14 protein-coding genes are annotated in these 15116 nt (G+C 62.1%); 10 read left to right on the forward strand and 4 right to left on the reverse strand.

Annotated elements, in window-relative coordinates; genetic code table 11:
• Positions 1-48: 48 nt before the first annotated feature.
• The gene (locus tag GUC32_RS00445; RefSeq protein WP_025304814.1) at positions 49-951 is read right to left on the reverse strand and encodes a LysR family transcriptional regulator; all 903 of its coding nucleotides are present in this window, start codon (positions 949-951) and stop codon (positions 49-51) included.
• A 139-nt stretch (positions 952-1090) separates the two neighbouring features.
• On the opposite strand from GUC32_RS00445, the gene GUC32_RS00450 reads away from it, so the two are divergent.
• The 7 genes from GUC32_RS00450 to GUC32_RS00480 all read left to right on the forward strand — a co-directional run bounded on the left by GUC32_RS00450 (position 1091) and on the right by GUC32_RS00480 (position 7701).
• On the forward strand, positions 1091-2626 hold the full coding sequence (locus tag GUC32_RS00450) for an MFS transporter (protein WP_049209009.1): 1536 nt from the start codon (positions 1091-1093) through the stop codon (positions 2624-2626).
• A 41-nt stretch (positions 2627-2667) separates the two neighbouring features.
• The gene (locus GUC32_RS00455; RefSeq protein ID WP_049209008.1) at positions 2668-3711 is read left to right on the forward strand and encodes an HlyD family secretion protein; all 1044 of its coding nucleotides are present in this window, start codon (positions 2668-2670) and stop codon (positions 3709-3711) included.
• On the forward strand, positions 3708-5153 hold the full coding sequence (locus GUC32_RS00460) for an efflux transporter outer membrane subunit (protein ID WP_049209007.1): 1446 nt from the start codon (positions 3708-3710) through the stop codon (positions 5151-5153). The genes GUC32_RS00455 and GUC32_RS00460 overlap by 4 nt, the downstream gene beginning before the upstream one ends.
• On the forward strand, positions 5134-5907 hold the full coding sequence (locus GUC32_RS00465) for a siderophore-interacting protein (RefSeq protein ID WP_369435483.1): 774 nt from the start codon (positions 5134-5136) through the stop codon (positions 5905-5907). Before GUC32_RS00460 ends, GUC32_RS00465 begins: the two co-directional genes overlap by 20 nt.
• Before the next feature lie 21 nt (positions 5908-5928).
• On the forward strand, positions 5929-6372 hold the full coding sequence (locus tag GUC32_RS00470; protein ID WP_025304818.1) for a universal stress protein: 444 nt from the start codon (positions 5929-5931) through the stop codon (positions 6370-6372).
• Between the two features lie 71 nt (positions 6373-6443).
• On the forward strand, positions 6444-6956 hold the full coding sequence (locus GUC32_RS00475; protein WP_049205736.1) for a DUF962 domain-containing protein: 513 nt from the start codon (positions 6444-6446) through the stop codon (positions 6954-6956).
• A 1-nt stretch (position 6957) separates the two neighbouring features.
• Positions 6958-7701, forward strand: a complete 744-nt coding sequence (locus GUC32_RS00480; protein ID WP_099816924.1) for a nucleotidyltransferase domain-containing protein — start codon at positions 6958-6960, stop codon at positions 7699-7701.
• Between the two features lie 31 nt (positions 7702-7732).
• On the opposite strand, the gene GUC32_RS00485 is transcribed toward GUC32_RS00480, so the two are convergent.
• Positions 7733-8833 (reverse strand): alkene reductase, encoded by a 1101-nt coding sequence (locus GUC32_RS00485; protein WP_043142322.1) that lies wholly within the window; start codon positions 8831-8833, stop codon positions 7733-7735.
• A gap of 379 nt (positions 8834-9212) precedes the next feature.
• Here GUC32_RS00485 and GUC32_RS00490 point away from each other — a divergent pair, with 379 nt between their 5' ends.
• Positions 9213-10379: an MFS transporter gene (locus tag GUC32_RS00490; RefSeq protein ID WP_025304822.1), complete on the forward strand. Its 1167-nt coding sequence runs from the start codon at positions 9213-9215 to the stop codon at positions 10377-10379.
• A gap of 33 nt (positions 10380-10412) precedes the next feature.
• On the opposite strand, the gene GUC32_RS00495 is transcribed toward GUC32_RS00490, so the two are convergent.
• Positions 10413-11162, reverse strand: a complete 750-nt coding sequence (locus GUC32_RS00495; RefSeq protein ID WP_043142321.1) for an NAD(P)-dependent oxidoreductase — start codon at positions 11160-11162, stop codon at positions 10413-10415.
• A 93-nt stretch (positions 11163-11255) separates the two neighbouring features.
• Positions 11256-12119, reverse strand: a complete 864-nt coding sequence (locus tag GUC32_RS00500) for a LysR family transcriptional regulator (protein ID WP_049205737.1) — start codon at positions 12117-12119, stop codon at positions 11256-11258.
• 115 nt (positions 12120-12234) lie between these two features.
• On the opposite strand from GUC32_RS00500, the gene GUC32_RS00505 reads away from it, so the two are divergent.
• The gene (locus tag GUC32_RS00505; protein WP_043142316.1) at positions 12235-12993 is read left to right on the forward strand and encodes an SDR family NAD(P)-dependent oxidoreductase; all 759 of its coding nucleotides are present in this window, start codon (positions 12235-12237) and stop codon (positions 12991-12993) included.
• Between the two features lie 260 nt (positions 12994-13253).
• Positions 13254-15116, forward strand: coding sequence for a PTS beta-glucoside transporter subunit IIABC (bglF, locus tag GUC32_RS00510; RefSeq protein WP_025304826.1), 1863 nt, complete (start codon positions 13254-13256; stop codon positions 15114-15116).

The raw sequence follows: 15116 nt of genomic DNA on the forward strand, positions 1-15116 counted from the left end.
GGCAGTGCCGTAATGCGCTGAAGGGGGTATTATGGGCGGCGAACCCCCTCACTCCCGCTGCAAAAAGAACTGCTTGATGGTCTGCCGCAGCCAGCGGTGCGCCGGATCGCGATCCAGGCGCGGGTGCCAGGCCTGGACGATAAACACCGATTCCAGCTCGAGCGGCAGCTCGAGCTCCGCCAACGGCAGGTGGATGTTGCTCACCCCCTGCAGCACGTGGCGCGGCAGCGGCAGGATAAAGTCCGATTTCATGGTCAGCATCATCGCCGAATGAAAGCCCGGCAGGGTCAGGGCGACGTTGCGCTGCAGGCCGAGATCGCGCAGCGCGTCGTCGATCGGCCCCTGCGTGCGTCCGCGGCGAGAAACGCTGATATGCGGGTAATGGGTCAGGGTTTCGGGCGTTACCCGGCCGATGATCGGGTGCCCAGGGCGCACCAGCGCCTGAAAGGTGCTGGTGAACAGGCTCTGCGTCTTGATTTCCGGGTGCCAGTCGCGTGAGGAACCGATCACCAGATCCACTTTGCCGCTGCGCAGCGCGTCATCCTCGCCGTCGCTTTCGGCGATGAATTTCAGGCCGCTCAGCGGCGCCGATTCCCGCAGCGTCTCCAGCAATCCGCCCGCCAGCGCGCCGATAAAGATATCGTTGGCGCGAATGGTGAAGGTTCTGGTCAGCTTGCCGGGTTCGAACGCATCACTCGGTGCGATCAGCGCAGTGGCCTGCTCGATGATGTCGCCGAGCTGGCGTTTCAACTCCAGCGCACGCGGCGTCGGCACCAGATGCTTACCGGCTCTGACCATGATCGGGTCGTCGAACTGCCGGCGGATGCGCCCGAGAATGCGGCTCATTGCCGGCGCGCTCAGATTCATCTTCTCGGCGGCGCCGCTCACGCTCCCTTCTTCCAGCAGCAGATTCAGCGCATAGATCAGGTTGAAATCAATTTTTTGCGGCATGGCCTCTCCGGGGGGGTGCGCTCAATGGGTTGCGTTTTGTGCAACTAGTTAATTACATCATTTCATTTTAAACAATCGAAATAACTCCGGATACTGCCCACGACAACAAAGATTGAGGCTGAAACAGCAGGAGTGGGGAATGGTTGAGGTGTCTGTTACGCCGCACCACAAAAATCGATGGCTCGCCAGCGCCGGTGAAATCAACGGCCGTACCTGGCTGGGGTTGTTCGGCGTGTTTTTGGCGGTGATGGCCAGCGGCGTGGGGGAAAACGCCAGCAAGTTTGCGCTGGCGGATATACAGGGTGGCATGCTGCTGAGCTTCGATGTCGGCAGCTGGCTGACCACATGCTACGTCACCGGCTTTGTGATCGGTTCCGGGTTCACGCCCTGTTTTTGGCCGACCTTTTCGCTGCGCCGGGTGGCGTTGACGATGTGCGGCATTTACCTGGCCGGTGGGCTGTTGACGCCCTGGTTGGGAGATCAGTATGGCGTGCTGCTGGCGGTGCGCAGCCTGCAGGGCTTCGCCGGCGGCGCGTTGCCGCCGATGCTGATGACGGTGGTGCTGCGTTTTATGCCGCCGCTGATCAAGGTGCTGGGGCTGGGTGCCTACGGCTGGGTCTCGGCCTGGAGCGCTACGTTGGGCGCTACCGCCGCCGCCTTTGCCTTTCACTGGGGCTGGAGCGGGTATTTCTACTGGAACCTGCCGCTGATGGCGATCGCCGCCGTGTGCATCGGTTACGGCCTGCCGCAGGATCCGTTGCGGCTGGAGCGCCTGCGGCAGTTCAACTGGCGCGGCCTGCTGCTCGGCGGCATGGCGCTCGGCATGTTGACGGTGGGTATTTCACAGGGGGAGCGCCTCGACTGGCTGAACTCGCCGCTGATCTACTTTTTATTATTGGGCGGCGGCGGATTATTGGCGTTATTTCTGATTAACGAATGGTATCACCCGCTGCCTTTTTTTAATTTGCAGCTATTAAGCAAAAGGAATTTGTCTTTCTCCTTAATTACGCTGGGTGGCGTGCTGTTAATTATGGTGTCGCTGGTTAATATCACGTCGGGATATTTAGCCACGATTCAGGGTTATCGTCAGGAACAAACCTCCGACTTAATGCTGTGGGTCGCATTGCCGCAATTAATTACGCTGCCGATCGTCGCCATAATTTGCAATACGCCGCGGGTGGATTGCCGCTGGGTGCTGGCGATCAGCCTGCTGTTGATGGCCACCGCCTGCGTGCTGGCGGCTCAGCTGACGCCGGAATGGAACGGCGACACGTTCCGCGTCATCGCGCTGTTGCAGGCGGTCGCTCAACCGATGGCGATCATCCCGTTGCTGATGCAGGCGACCGGCGGGCTGTTGCCGACCGACGGGCCGTTTGCGGCGGCCTGGTTCAACGCGGTGAAAGGTTTCGCCGCCACCGCTGCCGGCGGCGCCATCGCGCTGCTCAGCCGGCAGCGCGGGGATTATCACGCCAGTACGATCGCCGACGGCTTCGGCTCGGCCTACAGCCGCGCATCGGGGTCGGCGGAGCAGCTGGCGCAGCTTGCCGCCCGGCAGGGCCACGTGCTGGCCAGCGCCGATCTTTATCTGTTGGTTGCCGGCCTGGCGTTATTACTGACCGCGCTGATTTTAGTTATGCCGACCCGTATTTATCCGCCGCGTTCGGTCGCTGCCTGACATTTTATCATCAGAAATAAATATTAATTGGAGTCACTTTTATGGCTAACAAGAAAGTCGCCGTCGCCGTATTGGCGGTTGCCGTCATTACGCTGGGGTTATTAATCAATAAGTTCTTTATTAAAGAGACACAGCAGAATACCAACGACGCCTATATTCGCGCCGATATCTCGCGTATTTCTCCGCAGATTGCCGGTGAAATTGCGCAGGTGTTGGTCAGGGACAACCAGTGGGTCAAACAGGGGGAATTGCTGGCGGTGATCGATCCGCGTGAATTCAACGTCGCATTGGCGCAGGCGACGGCGCAGGAGCAATCCGCCCGCGCCCGCCAGGACGACGCCAGGGCCAACCAGACCCGACAGAGCGCGCTGATCGCCGCCGCGCAGGCGGAGCGGCAGGCGGCGCAGGCGGAGCTGGCGTTTGCGCGCCAGGAGCAGAACCGCTACCAGAGAATGGCCAGCAGCGGCGCGGGTTCACAGCAGGCGGCGCAGCAGGCGACAACGCGAGTGCACACGCTTTCCGCCAATGTGGCGCAGGCGGAGGCGACGCTTAAAGCGGCGCGAAACATGGAGCAGGTGCTGCAAGCCAAGCTGGCGGACAGCGATGCCGAGCTGATGCTGGCGCAGGCGAAGAAAGCGATGGCCGAGCTGAACCTGTCTTACACCCGCATCACCGCGCCGATCGGCGGCGTGATCGGCAAGAAAAGCCTGCGGGTCGGGGAGTTCGTCAAACCGGGCGATGCGCTGCTGGCCATCGTGCCGCAGGACAAGCTGTACATCATCGCCAACTACCAGGAAACCCAGTTGGAAAACATTGCGCACGGGCAGTCGGTGGACATCCATATCGATACCTTTCCCGGCCAAACGCTGAAAGGGCAGGTGGACAGCATCGCGCCGGCTTCCGGCGTCAGTTTCGCGGCCGTGGCGCCGGAGAACGCCACCGGCAACTTCACCAAGATCGTTCAGCGCATCCCGGTGAAAATTGTATTTGATATCAACAAAGAGCACGCCGCTTTGTTGAGCGCCCTGCGCGTCGGCATGTCTGCGGACGTCAGCATCAATACGCTGGACGGGGGCCTGCAATGAACAGAGCCGTGATCCCGCTGCTGCTGATTGCGCTGAGCGGCTGCCGGGCGGTGGGGCCGGACTACGCTCGGCCGCAGAACGCGCTGCCCGAGAGCTGGGGTGAGCAGGCCGGCGGCGGGGCGCTGCCGGTGGCCTGGTGGTCGATATTCAACGATGCGTCGCTGTCGCAACTGGTGCAGCGCGCGGCGGCCGGCAACCTGGATCTGCAGCTCGCCACGGCGCGCATGCAGCAAAGCCGCGCCTTGCTGGGCGTGACAGAGGCGGCGCTGATGCCGGATCTGAGCCTGGACGGCGCCTATCAGCGCCAGCGCGCCACCTCGGTGGGCAGCATGGATCCGTCCGGCAACGGCGGAGAGGCGGATTATAACCTCTGGCGCGGCGGATCCAGCGCCACCTGGGAGCTGGACATGTGGGGCAAGCTGCGTCGCGCGTCGGAAAGTGCGCGCGCCGGCTTTGCCGCTTCGCAGGAGAACCGGCGCGCACTGCTGACGTCGGTGACGGCGGAGGTGGCGAGCGACTATCTACGCCTGCGCGCCACGCAGCAACAGCTGGCGGTGGCGCAGGAAAACCGCGCCACGGCGCTGCGCACGCTGCAGCTGACGCAAAGCCGTTATCAGAGCGGCGCGGGCAACGAACTGGATGTCGATCAGGCGCAGGTGCAGTTGGCGCAGGTGGATGCCCTGCTGCCGGCGCTGTTCGATAGGCAGGAACGCTTGATCAACGCCATCAGCCTGCTGTTGGGCGAGCGGCCGGGCGCGCTGAAAGCGATGTTGTCGCCGACGGGGCCGCTGCCGACGCTGGCGCGCGCGGTGCCGATGGGCGTGCCGTCGGATCTGGCGCTGCGCAGGCCGGATATTCGCGAAGCGGCGGAGCGTTTGCATCAGGCAACCGCCGAGATCGGCATCGCCACCGCCGACTACTATCCGCGCATCACGCTGACCGGCAATGCGGGCTATCAGGCACTGGCGCTGGCGGATATGGGCAGTTGGTCCACGCATACCTTCGCCATCGGCCCCGCCCTGTATTTGCCGCTGTTCGACGGAGGGAAAATCACCCAACGGGTGCGCCTGAGCGAATACCGGCAGCAGGAAATGGCCATCGCCTACCAGCAAACGGTGCTGCGCGCCTGGCACGAGATCGACGACGCGCTTTCCGGCTATCGCGCCCAGCAGCGCCGCCAGACGCACCTGACCGAGGCGCTGGCCGCCAACCGACACGCGTTTGCGCTGGCGCGCGACAGCTATCTGAACGGTGCGAGCGATTTTATCCACGTTCTGAGCACGCAGCGTGCGCTGCTGGATCTGCAGTCCGCGCAAATTGTTTCAGAGGAGGAGACGGCGATCGCCGTGGTGAATATCTATCGAGCGCTGGGCGGCGGCTGGGAACACACCTACCCGTCGGCGGCGCCACAGGAGAAGGCTGATGCACAACACGCTGAATAAGATTGTCGACGAGATGCTGGAAAGAGACACCCGCCGCAAACGGGAGACCCGGGTGAGCGCCGTGCGGCAAGTCACCGCCCGGATCCGCCGCATCACGTTGAGCGGCGACGATGTGGATAAGTTTATCGCCGATCCGCGCGCGCAGGAGCCGGCCAGTTGGGTCAAAGTGTTCTTCCCGTGGCGCGACACGCTGGCCGGACGGGCTTACACCCTGAGCGGCATCGACAAACTCGCCCGCACTTTCGATATCGATATGGTGCTGCACGGCGAAGGCCCGGCGTCGAACTGGGCGCGCGACGCGATGCCGGGCGACAAGCTGGGGTTCGCCGGCCCTTGCTCCGGCGGCTTCCGATTGTTGCCGCAAACTCGCTGGCTGCTGTTGCTGGGCGATGAGACCGCGTTGCCCGCCATGCGCACCATTCTCGCCTCGCTGTCCGACCCGTTGCCGGTGCTGTGGTTCGCCGAAGTGGGCGATGCGCAGGAGATTCAGGATGTCGATTATTCCTTTTTGCAGGTGAACAGCTGGCAAATTCGCACCCGACATTTTGACAGCGTGATGAACAGCCCGCTGGTGCAGGCCGTCAGCCATTGCGAACTGCCGTCCGGCGAAGGGCAGGTATGGCTGGCCTGCGAACACCAGATTGCCGCGTACCTGAAGGCGCGCTTTATCAACGAAATGGGTATCTCCCGCGCTGCGCTGTTTGCCAAGGGGTATTGGAAAAAGGGCGAAGCCAACTTCAAGGGCGCGATTTAACTCAGGCGAGTGAGGATGGTTATGATTGAGAGAGTGTTATTGGCGGTGGACTGCTTTGAACACAGCGGCAATGCCCTGGATTTTATGGCGCGCCTGCAAGGCTGCATCGGCGACGTGATCGTGCTGACGGTGGTAGACAATGCCTTTACGCTCAGCCGCAGCGGCCTGCGTTTCGACAGCGATGAGCGCGAGGAGTACCCCGCCGCTCAACGGGAAGAGGCGCTGGCGGAAAAGCAGGTCGGTCAGGTGACGCGGGCGCTGAAGCAGCAGGGTTTCAACGCCCAGGGCTTGCTGGCAGCGGGGACGCCCATCGAGGTGATCCCGGAACAGATGGCGCTGTTCAACTGCGATTTGCTGATCATCTCGCACCGCCACCTGTCTTCGTTGGGGCGCTGGCTGAACGCCTCCGTCACGCGTGGCCTGCTGGATGAGATTGGCCAACCGGTATTGGTGATCCCGCGCTAAGCTATGGGTAAGGGCAGCCGCATGCGGCTGCGCGCGTTCGGCGACGAAGGCCGTACATACCGGAGGTCAACATGCGAAGTCTGGAAGATCAACTTGCCGCTTACGCCGCCTATCATCGTGATGCGCGCAATATCGTCACGCACTTTATCGGCATCCCCCTGATCGTCGTCAGCCTGCTGACGCTGCTCTCCCGGCCGGCATGGGGTGCGGGGTGGCTGCCGTTCTCGCCGGCCTGCGCGGTGGTTATCGTTTCGGCTCTCTATTACCTGCGGCTGAGCCTGCGCCTTGGCGTCATGATGTTGGCGTTGCTGCTGCTGTGCCTCGGGGTCGGCGCCTGGGTGGCGTCGCTGTCGACGGCGGCGTGGCTGAGCGTCGGCATCGGCGGCTTCGTCATCGGCTGGCTGTTTCAGTTTGTCGGGCATTTCTGGGAGGGACGAAAACCGGCGTTTATGGATGACGTGACGGGCCTGATCATCGGCCCGCTGTTCGTGCTGGCGGAAGCTTGCTTCCTGGCCGGCGGGCTGCGCGAACTGCAGCGGAACATCGAAATGCGCTCGGGCAAAGTGCGCAACGGGAGGGCATGAGGTGGCGCTGATTCCCACGGTGGCGGCATTTCCGCTGCAGCGGGCTTTTATCCCGCTGCTGGAAGCGCTGACGGCGGGGCTGCCACGCCAATTCCCGGCACTCATCCACAGCATTTACCTCTACGGCAGCGTCGCGCGTGGCGAAGCCCTTCCCGGCGTGTCCGATCTGGACATCACGCTGTTGCTCAACAAGCCAGCCGATAGTGAGGCGTTACAGCGCCTTGAGGCGTGGCGGCAAGCCTTTCAGCTGGAGCAGCGGATCGTGAGCAAGGTCGACTTTGATATCGGCAGCGTTGATGAGGCGTTGGCGCCGGAGCATCACGATTCCTGGGGATTTTGGCTGAAGCATCACTGCCGCTGCCTGTGGGGCGAAGACCTGTCCGCCGCTTTTCCGCTGTTTCAGCCCGATCGGCGCATCGCGTTGGCGGTCAATGCCGATTTGCCCCGCGTATTGGCGCGTTATCGGGAGCAACTGCTGCAGGCCAGGACGGTATCGGATGAGAGGCGCTTAAAGCGCGAAGCGGCCAGAAAACTGATCCGAGCCACCAATATGCTGCGCGCCGAGGGAAGCCCGTTCTGGCCGATAACGTTAACCGACTATGCCGAACAGCTGTTGGCGCTTTATGCAGAGCAGCGAGATGAAATGGACTATTGGTTAGCGCACGCGGTGGGAGAGGCGAATGACGCGGATTTTAGCGACAGAATGATGCGATTTCTCGACTGGATCGAAGCACAGAAAAAATAACGCCGGCTTGAGCCGGCGTTGTCGGCAATCGTTATCCGATCGTCGGGTAATCGGTGTAGCCTTCCCGGCTGCCGCCGAAGAATTTCTCTTTGATTGGCGCATTCAGCGCCAGCCCGTGTTGCAGGCGGTGGGGCAGATCCGGGTTGGCGATGAACGGGCGACCGAAGCCGATCAGATCCGCCCAGCCTTTGGCCAGCGCTTCTTCAGCGCGTTCACGCGTGTATTTGCCCGAGTAAATCAGCGTGCCGCGGAAAATCAGGCGCAGCGATTCTTTGAACGCTGCCGGCATCACCGGGGCATCATCCCAGTCCGCTTCGGCGATGTGAATGTAAGCGGCGCCGATATCGTTCAGCACGCTGGCCGCTGCCAGATAGGTGGCTTCCGGGGTATCGTCCTGCGAGCCCATCAGGGTGGTCAGCGGCGCCAGGCGCACGCCCAGTTTCTCTTTGCCGATGGCATCCGCTACCGCCTGCGCGACTTCCCGCAGGAAACGCAGGCGATTTTGCAGTGAACCGCCGTATTCGTCGTCGCGCTGGTTTTCCCGCGAGTCGATAAACTGATTGATCAGATAACCATTCGCACCGTGCAGCTCTACGCCGTCGAAACCGGCGGCGATAGCGTTGCGTGCCGCTTGAGCGTAGTCGTTAACGATCGCCGGAATTTCTTCCCGCGTTAAGGCGCGCGGTGCGGAGTGCTGCACCATTTCACCCACGCCATGTTCCGGCCCGCGACCTTCGACATCCACGAACACCTTGACCCCGTCGGCCTGGATGGCGGAGGAGGAGACCGGCGCGGCGTGGCCAGGCTGTAAAATGGTATGCGACACGCGGCCGACGTGCCAAAGCTGCGCGAAGATCTTGCCGCCGGCCTGATGTACGGCGTCGGTCACTTTTTTCCAACCGGCGATGTGTTCCGGGGAGTAAATGCCGGGTGTCCAGGCATAACCCTGGCCCTGCTGGCTGATCTGCGTGCCTTCACTGACGATCAGCCCGGCGCTGGCGCGCTGGGCATAATATTCAGCCATCATGTCGGTGGCGACGTCGCCGGCGCCGGCCCGAGAGCGGGTCATTGGCGGCATGACGATGCGATTGTTCAGCGATAAACCGTTTAAAGAATACGAGTCAAAAAGCATGGCGCTTCCCTCTATGTGAATTAGGTCGTAGGGCATTGATGTTTTACTGAGGCCATTATATTTCGTCGTTTAATTCTAAAAACGCGCACAATAACAAAACACTTTTGCTCTGTGTTCAATAGTTGCGGCAGCCGCCGATGGGTCGGTATGGCGGCTTGCACAGGTGGTGCGAATGAACCCGATGTGCGCTCGGGCGACGGCTGCTATTGCTTGTCGGTGCGTTGCTGAGATAGAGTCGGCGGCTGTTTTTCCCCACGATTTTTAACAAAATCGCAAAAGTCTTTTAGCCTCCTGCCTGCTTATCTTTGGTGTGATCAATGTCATACTTTTGGCATCTTAACTTTCCCGCGCTTCGGCAGCGGTTAACCGGAGTTGTTGAATGAAAATTAACTTTCCCTTATTAGCCCTGGCGGTGGGGGCGTTCGGCATCGGCACGACCGAGTTTTCCCCGATGGGGTTGCTGCCGACCATCGCCAAAGGGGTGGACGTCTCCATCCCGATGGCCGGCATGTTGATCAGCGCCTACGCCGTTGGCGTGATGGTTGGCGCACCGCTGATGACGCTGCTGCTCTCGCACCGGGCGCGCAGAAGCGCGCTGATCTTCCTGATGGCGATCTTTACCCTGGGTAACGTGCTGTCGGCCATTGCGCCTGACTACACCACCCTGATGCTGTCGCGCATCATCACCAGCCTGAACCACGGCGCGTTCTTTGGTCTCGGTTCCGTGGTAGCTGCCAGCGTGGTGCCGAAGGAGAAACAGGCCAGCGCCGTGGCGACCATGTTTATGGGGTTGACCATCGCCAATATCGGCGGGGTGCCTGCCGCGACCTGGCTGGGTGAAACCATCGGCTGGCGCATGTCGTTCCTGGCCACCGCAGGGTTAGGGGTGATCGCCATGTTGGGGCTGTGGTTCTCGTTGCCGAAAGGCAGCGCCGGCGCGCGCCCGGATGTGAAGCGCGAACTGTCGGTATTGGTACGCCCGCAGGTGCTGTCCGCCTTGCTGACGACCGTGCTGGGCGCGGGCGCGATGTTCACGCTCTATACCTATATCTCGCCGGTATTGCAGCACATCACCGATGCGACGCCGCTGTTCGTGACGTCCATGCTGGTGTTGATCGGCGTCGGTTTCTCCATCGGCAACTACCTGGGCGGCAAATTCGCCGACCGCTCCGAGAGCGCGACGCTGAAGGGCTTCTTGCTGCTGTTGGTGGTCATTATGCTGGTGATCCCGTTCCTGGCGCGCAGTGAAATCGGCGCGGCAGTCAGCATGGTGATTTGGGGCGCGGCGACCTTTGCCGTGGTGCCGCCGCTGCAGATGCGCGTGATGCGTGTCGCCAGCGAAGCGCCGGGCCTGTCGTCCTCGGTCAACATCGGTGCCTTTAACCTGGGCAATGCGCTGGGCGCCGCCGCCGGTGGCGCGGTGGTCTCCGCCGGGCTGGGATACAGCTTCGTGCCGGTGATGGGCGCAATTATTGCCGGATTGGCGTTGCTGCTGGTGCTGTTCACCCACCGTCAGGCCGAAAAAGTGGCCTACGCCAGCAACTAAGTTGTACCTGCACGGCGGAACTCTCCGCCGTGCTCACTCAAAGCCCAGCAGGCTGAACGCATCGTCCTGCGGGGCGTAGCCGAGCAGGCGTCGGGTCTCTTCCAGCGATAAACGTTTGTAGCGGTTGTTGGAAACCCCGTGCACCACCGCATATTGCACCCCTTCGACACGAATGCAGCGCTCCAGCAGATCGGCGGCGTCGCGATGGCTGAGAAAAGCGCTCATGTCGCGGGCGCTAAGCTGTTCGCCCCGGCTCAGGGTGGTGAAGTTGGCGATGCGCACCGACAGGGCGGAAAGCCCTTCCTGATGGGCGAAGTAGGCGGCGATGCCTTCGCCGAAGGCCTTGCTGGCGCCGTACAGGTTTTTCGGCTTCGGCGCGTCATCCGGGCGGATTTGATAGTCGAGCGGATAGCCTTCCACCGCCTGCGCGCTGCTGGCGAACACCACCCGGCGGCAGCCGGCGTCTTTCGCCGCGCGGAAGATATTGAAGGTGCCCAGAATGTTGTTGTCCATCAACGAACCGCAGAAGTCGGCATCGGGGGAGGGATCGGCCGCCAGATGCAACACGGTGTCGATATTGGCGCAGGCCGCGCGGCAGGCGTCGAGATCGGCGATGTTGAAGCTGATGACTTCGTCGCCGGGCTGCCGATCGCGCAGCAGGCTGACATCCCGTTCCGCCAACCGTAGCGGGTAGCGATCGCCCATCGCCTGACGAAACGCCGTGGCTACCCGGCCGCCGGCGCCGGTGATCAGAATCCGTCCTACATCAGTACGCAACACCATGGTGACTGCCATCCCTACTCTCGATTAAGCGTTGACCAGTAATAATCCCCTGCGTGACTTTTGTCCAGTATTTATATTAGTCATTCTGATGCTTTATGCCGGCAATGGGCACGTTTTGCCGAGCGTTTCGGCCAGGAAATTCATCACCGCGCGCACGGCTGCGGTGCGCGCCAAATCGGGATACGTCACCAGCCAAAGCTCACGCGTTGGCGCGGCGTTGGCCGTTGGCAATGCGACCAGCTCCGGATCGCCATCGGCGACGAACGTCGGCAAAACGGCGGCGCCCAGCCCTGAACGCGCCGCCTGTTGCAGTGAAAACAGATCGCTGGCCTGAAAGACCACCGGACGCCCCTGCAACAGCTGCACCAACCATTGCTGATGCGGCTGCTGCCGATAGTGATGGTCATAGGCGAGAAAGCGGCGCGCCGCGTCGGGCAGAGCCGCGTGCTCCGGTGCGGCATACAGCGCGTAGCGCATCATGCCGATGCGCTGCGTCAACAGCTCCGGTTGCTGTGGGCGCACCATGCGCACGGCGATGTCGGCTTCGCCGCGATCCAGCTCGGCGAGCGCCGATTCACCCGACAGCGTGACGACGATCTGTGGAAAAGCCTGGTTAAATGCGGCAATGCGCGGCGCGAGAATATGCGCGGCGATCGACGGCGGCGCACTGATGCGCACCCCGGCCTGTGGCGTTGCGCCGGCGCTGCGCGCATGGCGGGCAATAGCCTGGCTTTGCGCCTCGATCTCCGCCGCCAGCCCGGCAATCGCCTGCCCGTCCTGGGTCAAGGGCGTGCTGCGTGGCCGACGCACGATCAAACGCAGGCCGAGCGCCTGTTCCAGCGCCGCTACGCGTCGCCCGACGGTGGCGTGATCGCAACCCAGCTCCCGCGCTGCCGCCGACAAGGAACCGGTACGCGCCAGCGCCACGAAGTGTTTTAAATCCTGCCAGTCAAACATCGGTGAATTCCTGCGCATTGATGATGAGATTTTAGGGAATATTCACACGAATAACGGTGTGATTCAATGTGTGAATGTTCCCTTTAAAATCGAAAAAATTAGGTTAGGTTTTCTTATGAATCTACAGTTGCAACACCGTACGGCATTGGTCACGGGCGCCAGCGAAGGGATCGGTGCCGGCATGGTCAGGGTATTGGCTGCTCAAGGGGTCAAGGTGGTGGCTACCGCACGACGCGGTGATCGGCTGCAGGCGTTGGCGGATGAGGTTGAACGGCAAGGGGCGGTGCGCCCGTGGGTAGCCGTTGCAGACGTGACCGACCCCGACGCGATAACCCAGCTGGCGGCGCAGGCGCTGCGCCAGGCGGGGACAGTCGATATTCTGATCAACGCGGTCGGTGCGTTTCACCCCACGACGCTGAACGACAGCGATCGCAGCTGGGATGACGCCTTTGCTTTGAACTTCACACCGGCCCGGCGGTTGACTCAGGCGCTGTTGCCGGCCATGCAGGCGCAAGGCTGGGGCCGGGTGATCAATATCAGCGGATCGATGGAGCCGCGCAGCCTGAGCGCCGCCAGCGCCGCCAAGGGCGCGCTGCATCTGTGGGCCAAAGGATTGGCCAGCGACGTGGCTGCGCAGGGGATTACCGTCAATACGTTACAGCCGGGGCGCATCAACAGTGAACAGATCCGCGAGCGCTTATACGCTTGCGATGAAGCGCGCCGGGCGTTCATTGCGCAACATATCCCGATTGGCTACTTCGGCGAACCGGAAGATATGGCCTATCTGGCGGCGTTTCTTTGTTCCCCGCTCGCGCGATATATCACCGGCGCGGTGATCCCGGTAGATGGCGGCATGCATTATTTCGCGCATTGAGGCCGTTTTGCCCTCGCGATCACAGTTCGGCAATTTGCCGGCGCAAAGCCTTGCCCCGGCAAAATCCACGGTGTTAACGTCATAGCTCAACCGATTTAGGGTTGTTACTGCTGCGGCAGGCAAAACCTAAACCTCGCGTTTCTGTTCCCCGATGGGACAGAGGCCGCGAGGTTTAGGTTTTTTTTTGCGCCGCATTTCGCCCCGGCGCCAGGCCAGTGCGGGGAGGGGAGCGGCAGAACGCGAAGTCTAAGGATAACCGTATGAAATATGACACATTAGCCAGTGAGATTTTGGCCGGCGTCGGTGGCCGCGACAATGTGAAAAGCTTGGTGCACTGCGCCACCCGCCTGCGTTTCAAGCTGCGCGACGACAATCGCGCCAACGCGGCAGCGCTGAAGAAAAACCCGGGCGTCATCATGGTGGTGGAGAGCGGCGGCCAGTTCCAGGTGGTGGTGGGCAACCACGTGGCGGAGGTGTTCGACGCGGTCAATCGGGTCGGCGGATTGGCCGAGGGCGCGCCGAGCGACGACGCGGGCGGCAAAAAAGACAACCTGCTCAGCCGCTTTATCGATCTGGTGTCCGGCATTTTTACCCCGCTGCTCGGGGTGATGGCCGCTTCGGGGATCCTAAAAGGCTTCCTGGCGCTGAGCCTGGCCTGCGGCTGGCTGCTGGAGAGCGGTGGCACCTTCAAAATGCTGTTCGCCGCCAGCGACTCGCTGTTCTACTTCTTCCCGATCATGCTCGGCTACACCGCCGGGAAAAAATTCGGCGGCAACCCCTTCGTCACCATGGCGATCGGCGGCGCATTGACGCATCCGCTGATGATGGCGGCGTTCGAAGCGGCGCAGCAGCCGGGCGCGGTGCGCGAATATTTCTTCGGCATTCCGCTGACTTTTATCAACTATAGCTCGTCGGTGATCCCGATCATCTTTGCGGCCTGGGTGTCCTGCCGCCTGGAGCCGTTGTTTAACCGGGTGATCCACAGCGCGCTGCGCAATTTCATCACGCCGCTGCTGTGCCTGGCGATCACCGTGCCCTTGACCTTCCTGCTGATCGGCCCGGCGGCAACCTGGCTCAGCCACCTGCTGGCCAACGGCTATCAGAGCATTTACGCCTTTAACCCGATCATTGCCGGCGCCTTTATGGGGGCGATGTGGCAGGTGTGCGTGATCTTCGGCCTGCATTGGGGATTGGTGCCGTTGATGATCAACAACTTGAGCGTGCTGGGGCGCGACACCATGGTACCGCTGCTGTTGCCGGCGGTGATGGGGCAGGTCGGCGCCACGCTGGGCGTGATGCTGCGCACCCGCGACGCCAAGCTGCGGGCGCTGTCTGCTTCAGCCATCGGCGCCGGGATCTTCGGCATCACCGAACCGGCGGTGTACGGCGTCACGCTGCCGAACAAACGCCCATTCATCTTCGGCTGCATCGGCGGCGCGCTGGGCGGTGCGGTGATTGGCTACTTCCATACCTCGGTCTACTCGTTCGGCCTGGTGAGCGTATTCACCTTTGCGCAGATTATCCCCGGCGGCGGCATCGACGCCACGGTATGGGGCGCGATCGGCGGCACCCTGCTGTCGTTCGTGTTCGCCGCGCTGGCCAGCTATCTGTTCGGCGTCGCACCGGCGGAAGAGACGGTACAGCCTGAAGCCGCCGCGCCGCTTAACCGCAAACAGGCCATTCTCAGCCCGATCGCCGGCGATATCGTGCCGCTGGATCAGGTGAACGACGCGACCTTCGCCAGCGGCCTGCTGGGGAAAGGGGTGGCGATTGCGCCGCAGCAGGGGCGCGTAGTGGCGCCGGTCAGCGGCAGCGTGGCGTCGCTGTTCAAAACCAAACACGCCATCGGCATCGAATCGGACGACGGCGCGGAGATTCTTATCCACGTCGGCATCGATACCGTGAAGCTCGACGGGGCGCATTTCACCGCCCACGTGCGGGAAGGCGAGCGGGTCGCCCCGGGCGATCTGCTGATCGAGTTCGACCAGGCGGCGATCCATGCCGCCGGCTATGACACCACCACGCCGATCATCATCAGCAACAGCGATGACTACGTGGACGTGTTGACCAGCGGCCTGTCTCCGGTGCAGGAACAGGCGCCGCTGCTGACTTTATTACGTTAA

Origin of the sequence: Serratia sp. NGAS9, from assembly GCF_009905295.1 — a bacterium.
Lineage (GTDB): Bacteria > Pseudomonadota > Gammaproteobacteria > Enterobacterales > Enterobacteriaceae > Serratia > Serratia bockelmannii.

Bases quoted from the DNA above. Each gene is read 5' to 3' on its own strand.
- GUC32_RS00495 (WP_043142321.1), bottom strand. From the start codon at position 11,162: ATGGTGTTGCGTACTGATGTAGGACGGATTCTGATCACCGGCGCCGGC.
- GUC32_RS00500 (WP_049205737.1), bottom strand. From the start codon at position 12,119: ATGTTTGACTGGCAGGATTTAAAACACTTCGTGGCGCTGGCGCGTACC.
- GUC32_RS00505 (WP_043142316.1), top strand. From the start codon at position 12,235: ATGAATCTACAGTTGCAACACCGTACGGCATTGGTCACGGGCGCCAGC.
- GUC32_RS00475 (WP_049205736.1), top strand. From the start codon at position 6,444: ATGCGAAGTCTGGAAGATCAACTTGCCGCTTACGCCGCCTATCATCGT.
- GUC32_RS00450 (WP_049209009.1), top strand. From the start codon at position 1,091: ATGGTTGAGGTGTCTGTTACGCCGCACCACAAAAATCGATGGCTCGCC.
- GUC32_RS00455 (WP_049209008.1), top strand. From the start codon at position 2,668: ATGGCTAACAAGAAAGTCGCCGTCGCCGTATTGGCGGTTGCCGTCATT.
- GUC32_RS00485 (WP_043142322.1), bottom strand. From the start codon at position 8,833: ATGCTTTTTGACTCGTATTCTTTAAACGGTTTATCGCTGAACAATCGC.
- GUC32_RS00470 (WP_025304818.1), top strand. From the start codon at position 5,929: ATGATTGAGAGAGTGTTATTGGCGGTGGACTGCTTTGAACACAGCGGC.
- GUC32_RS00445 (WP_025304814.1), bottom strand. From the start codon at position 951: ATGCCGCAAAAAATTGATTTCAACCTGATCTATGCGCTGAATCTGCTG.
- bglF (WP_025304826.1), top strand. From the start codon at position 13,254: ATGAAATATGACACATTAGCCAGTGAGATTTTGGCCGGCGTCGGTGGC.
- GUC32_RS00490 (WP_025304822.1), top strand. From the start codon at position 9,213: ATGAAAATTAACTTTCCCTTATTAGCCCTGGCGGTGGGGGCGTTCGGC.
- GUC32_RS00465 (WP_369435483.1), top strand. From the start codon at position 5,134: ATGCACAACACGCTGAATAAGATTGTCGACGAGATGCTGGAAAGAGAC.
- GUC32_RS00460 (WP_049209007.1), top strand. From the start codon at position 3,708: ATGAACAGAGCCGTGATCCCGCTGCTGCTGATTGCGCTGAGCGGCTGC.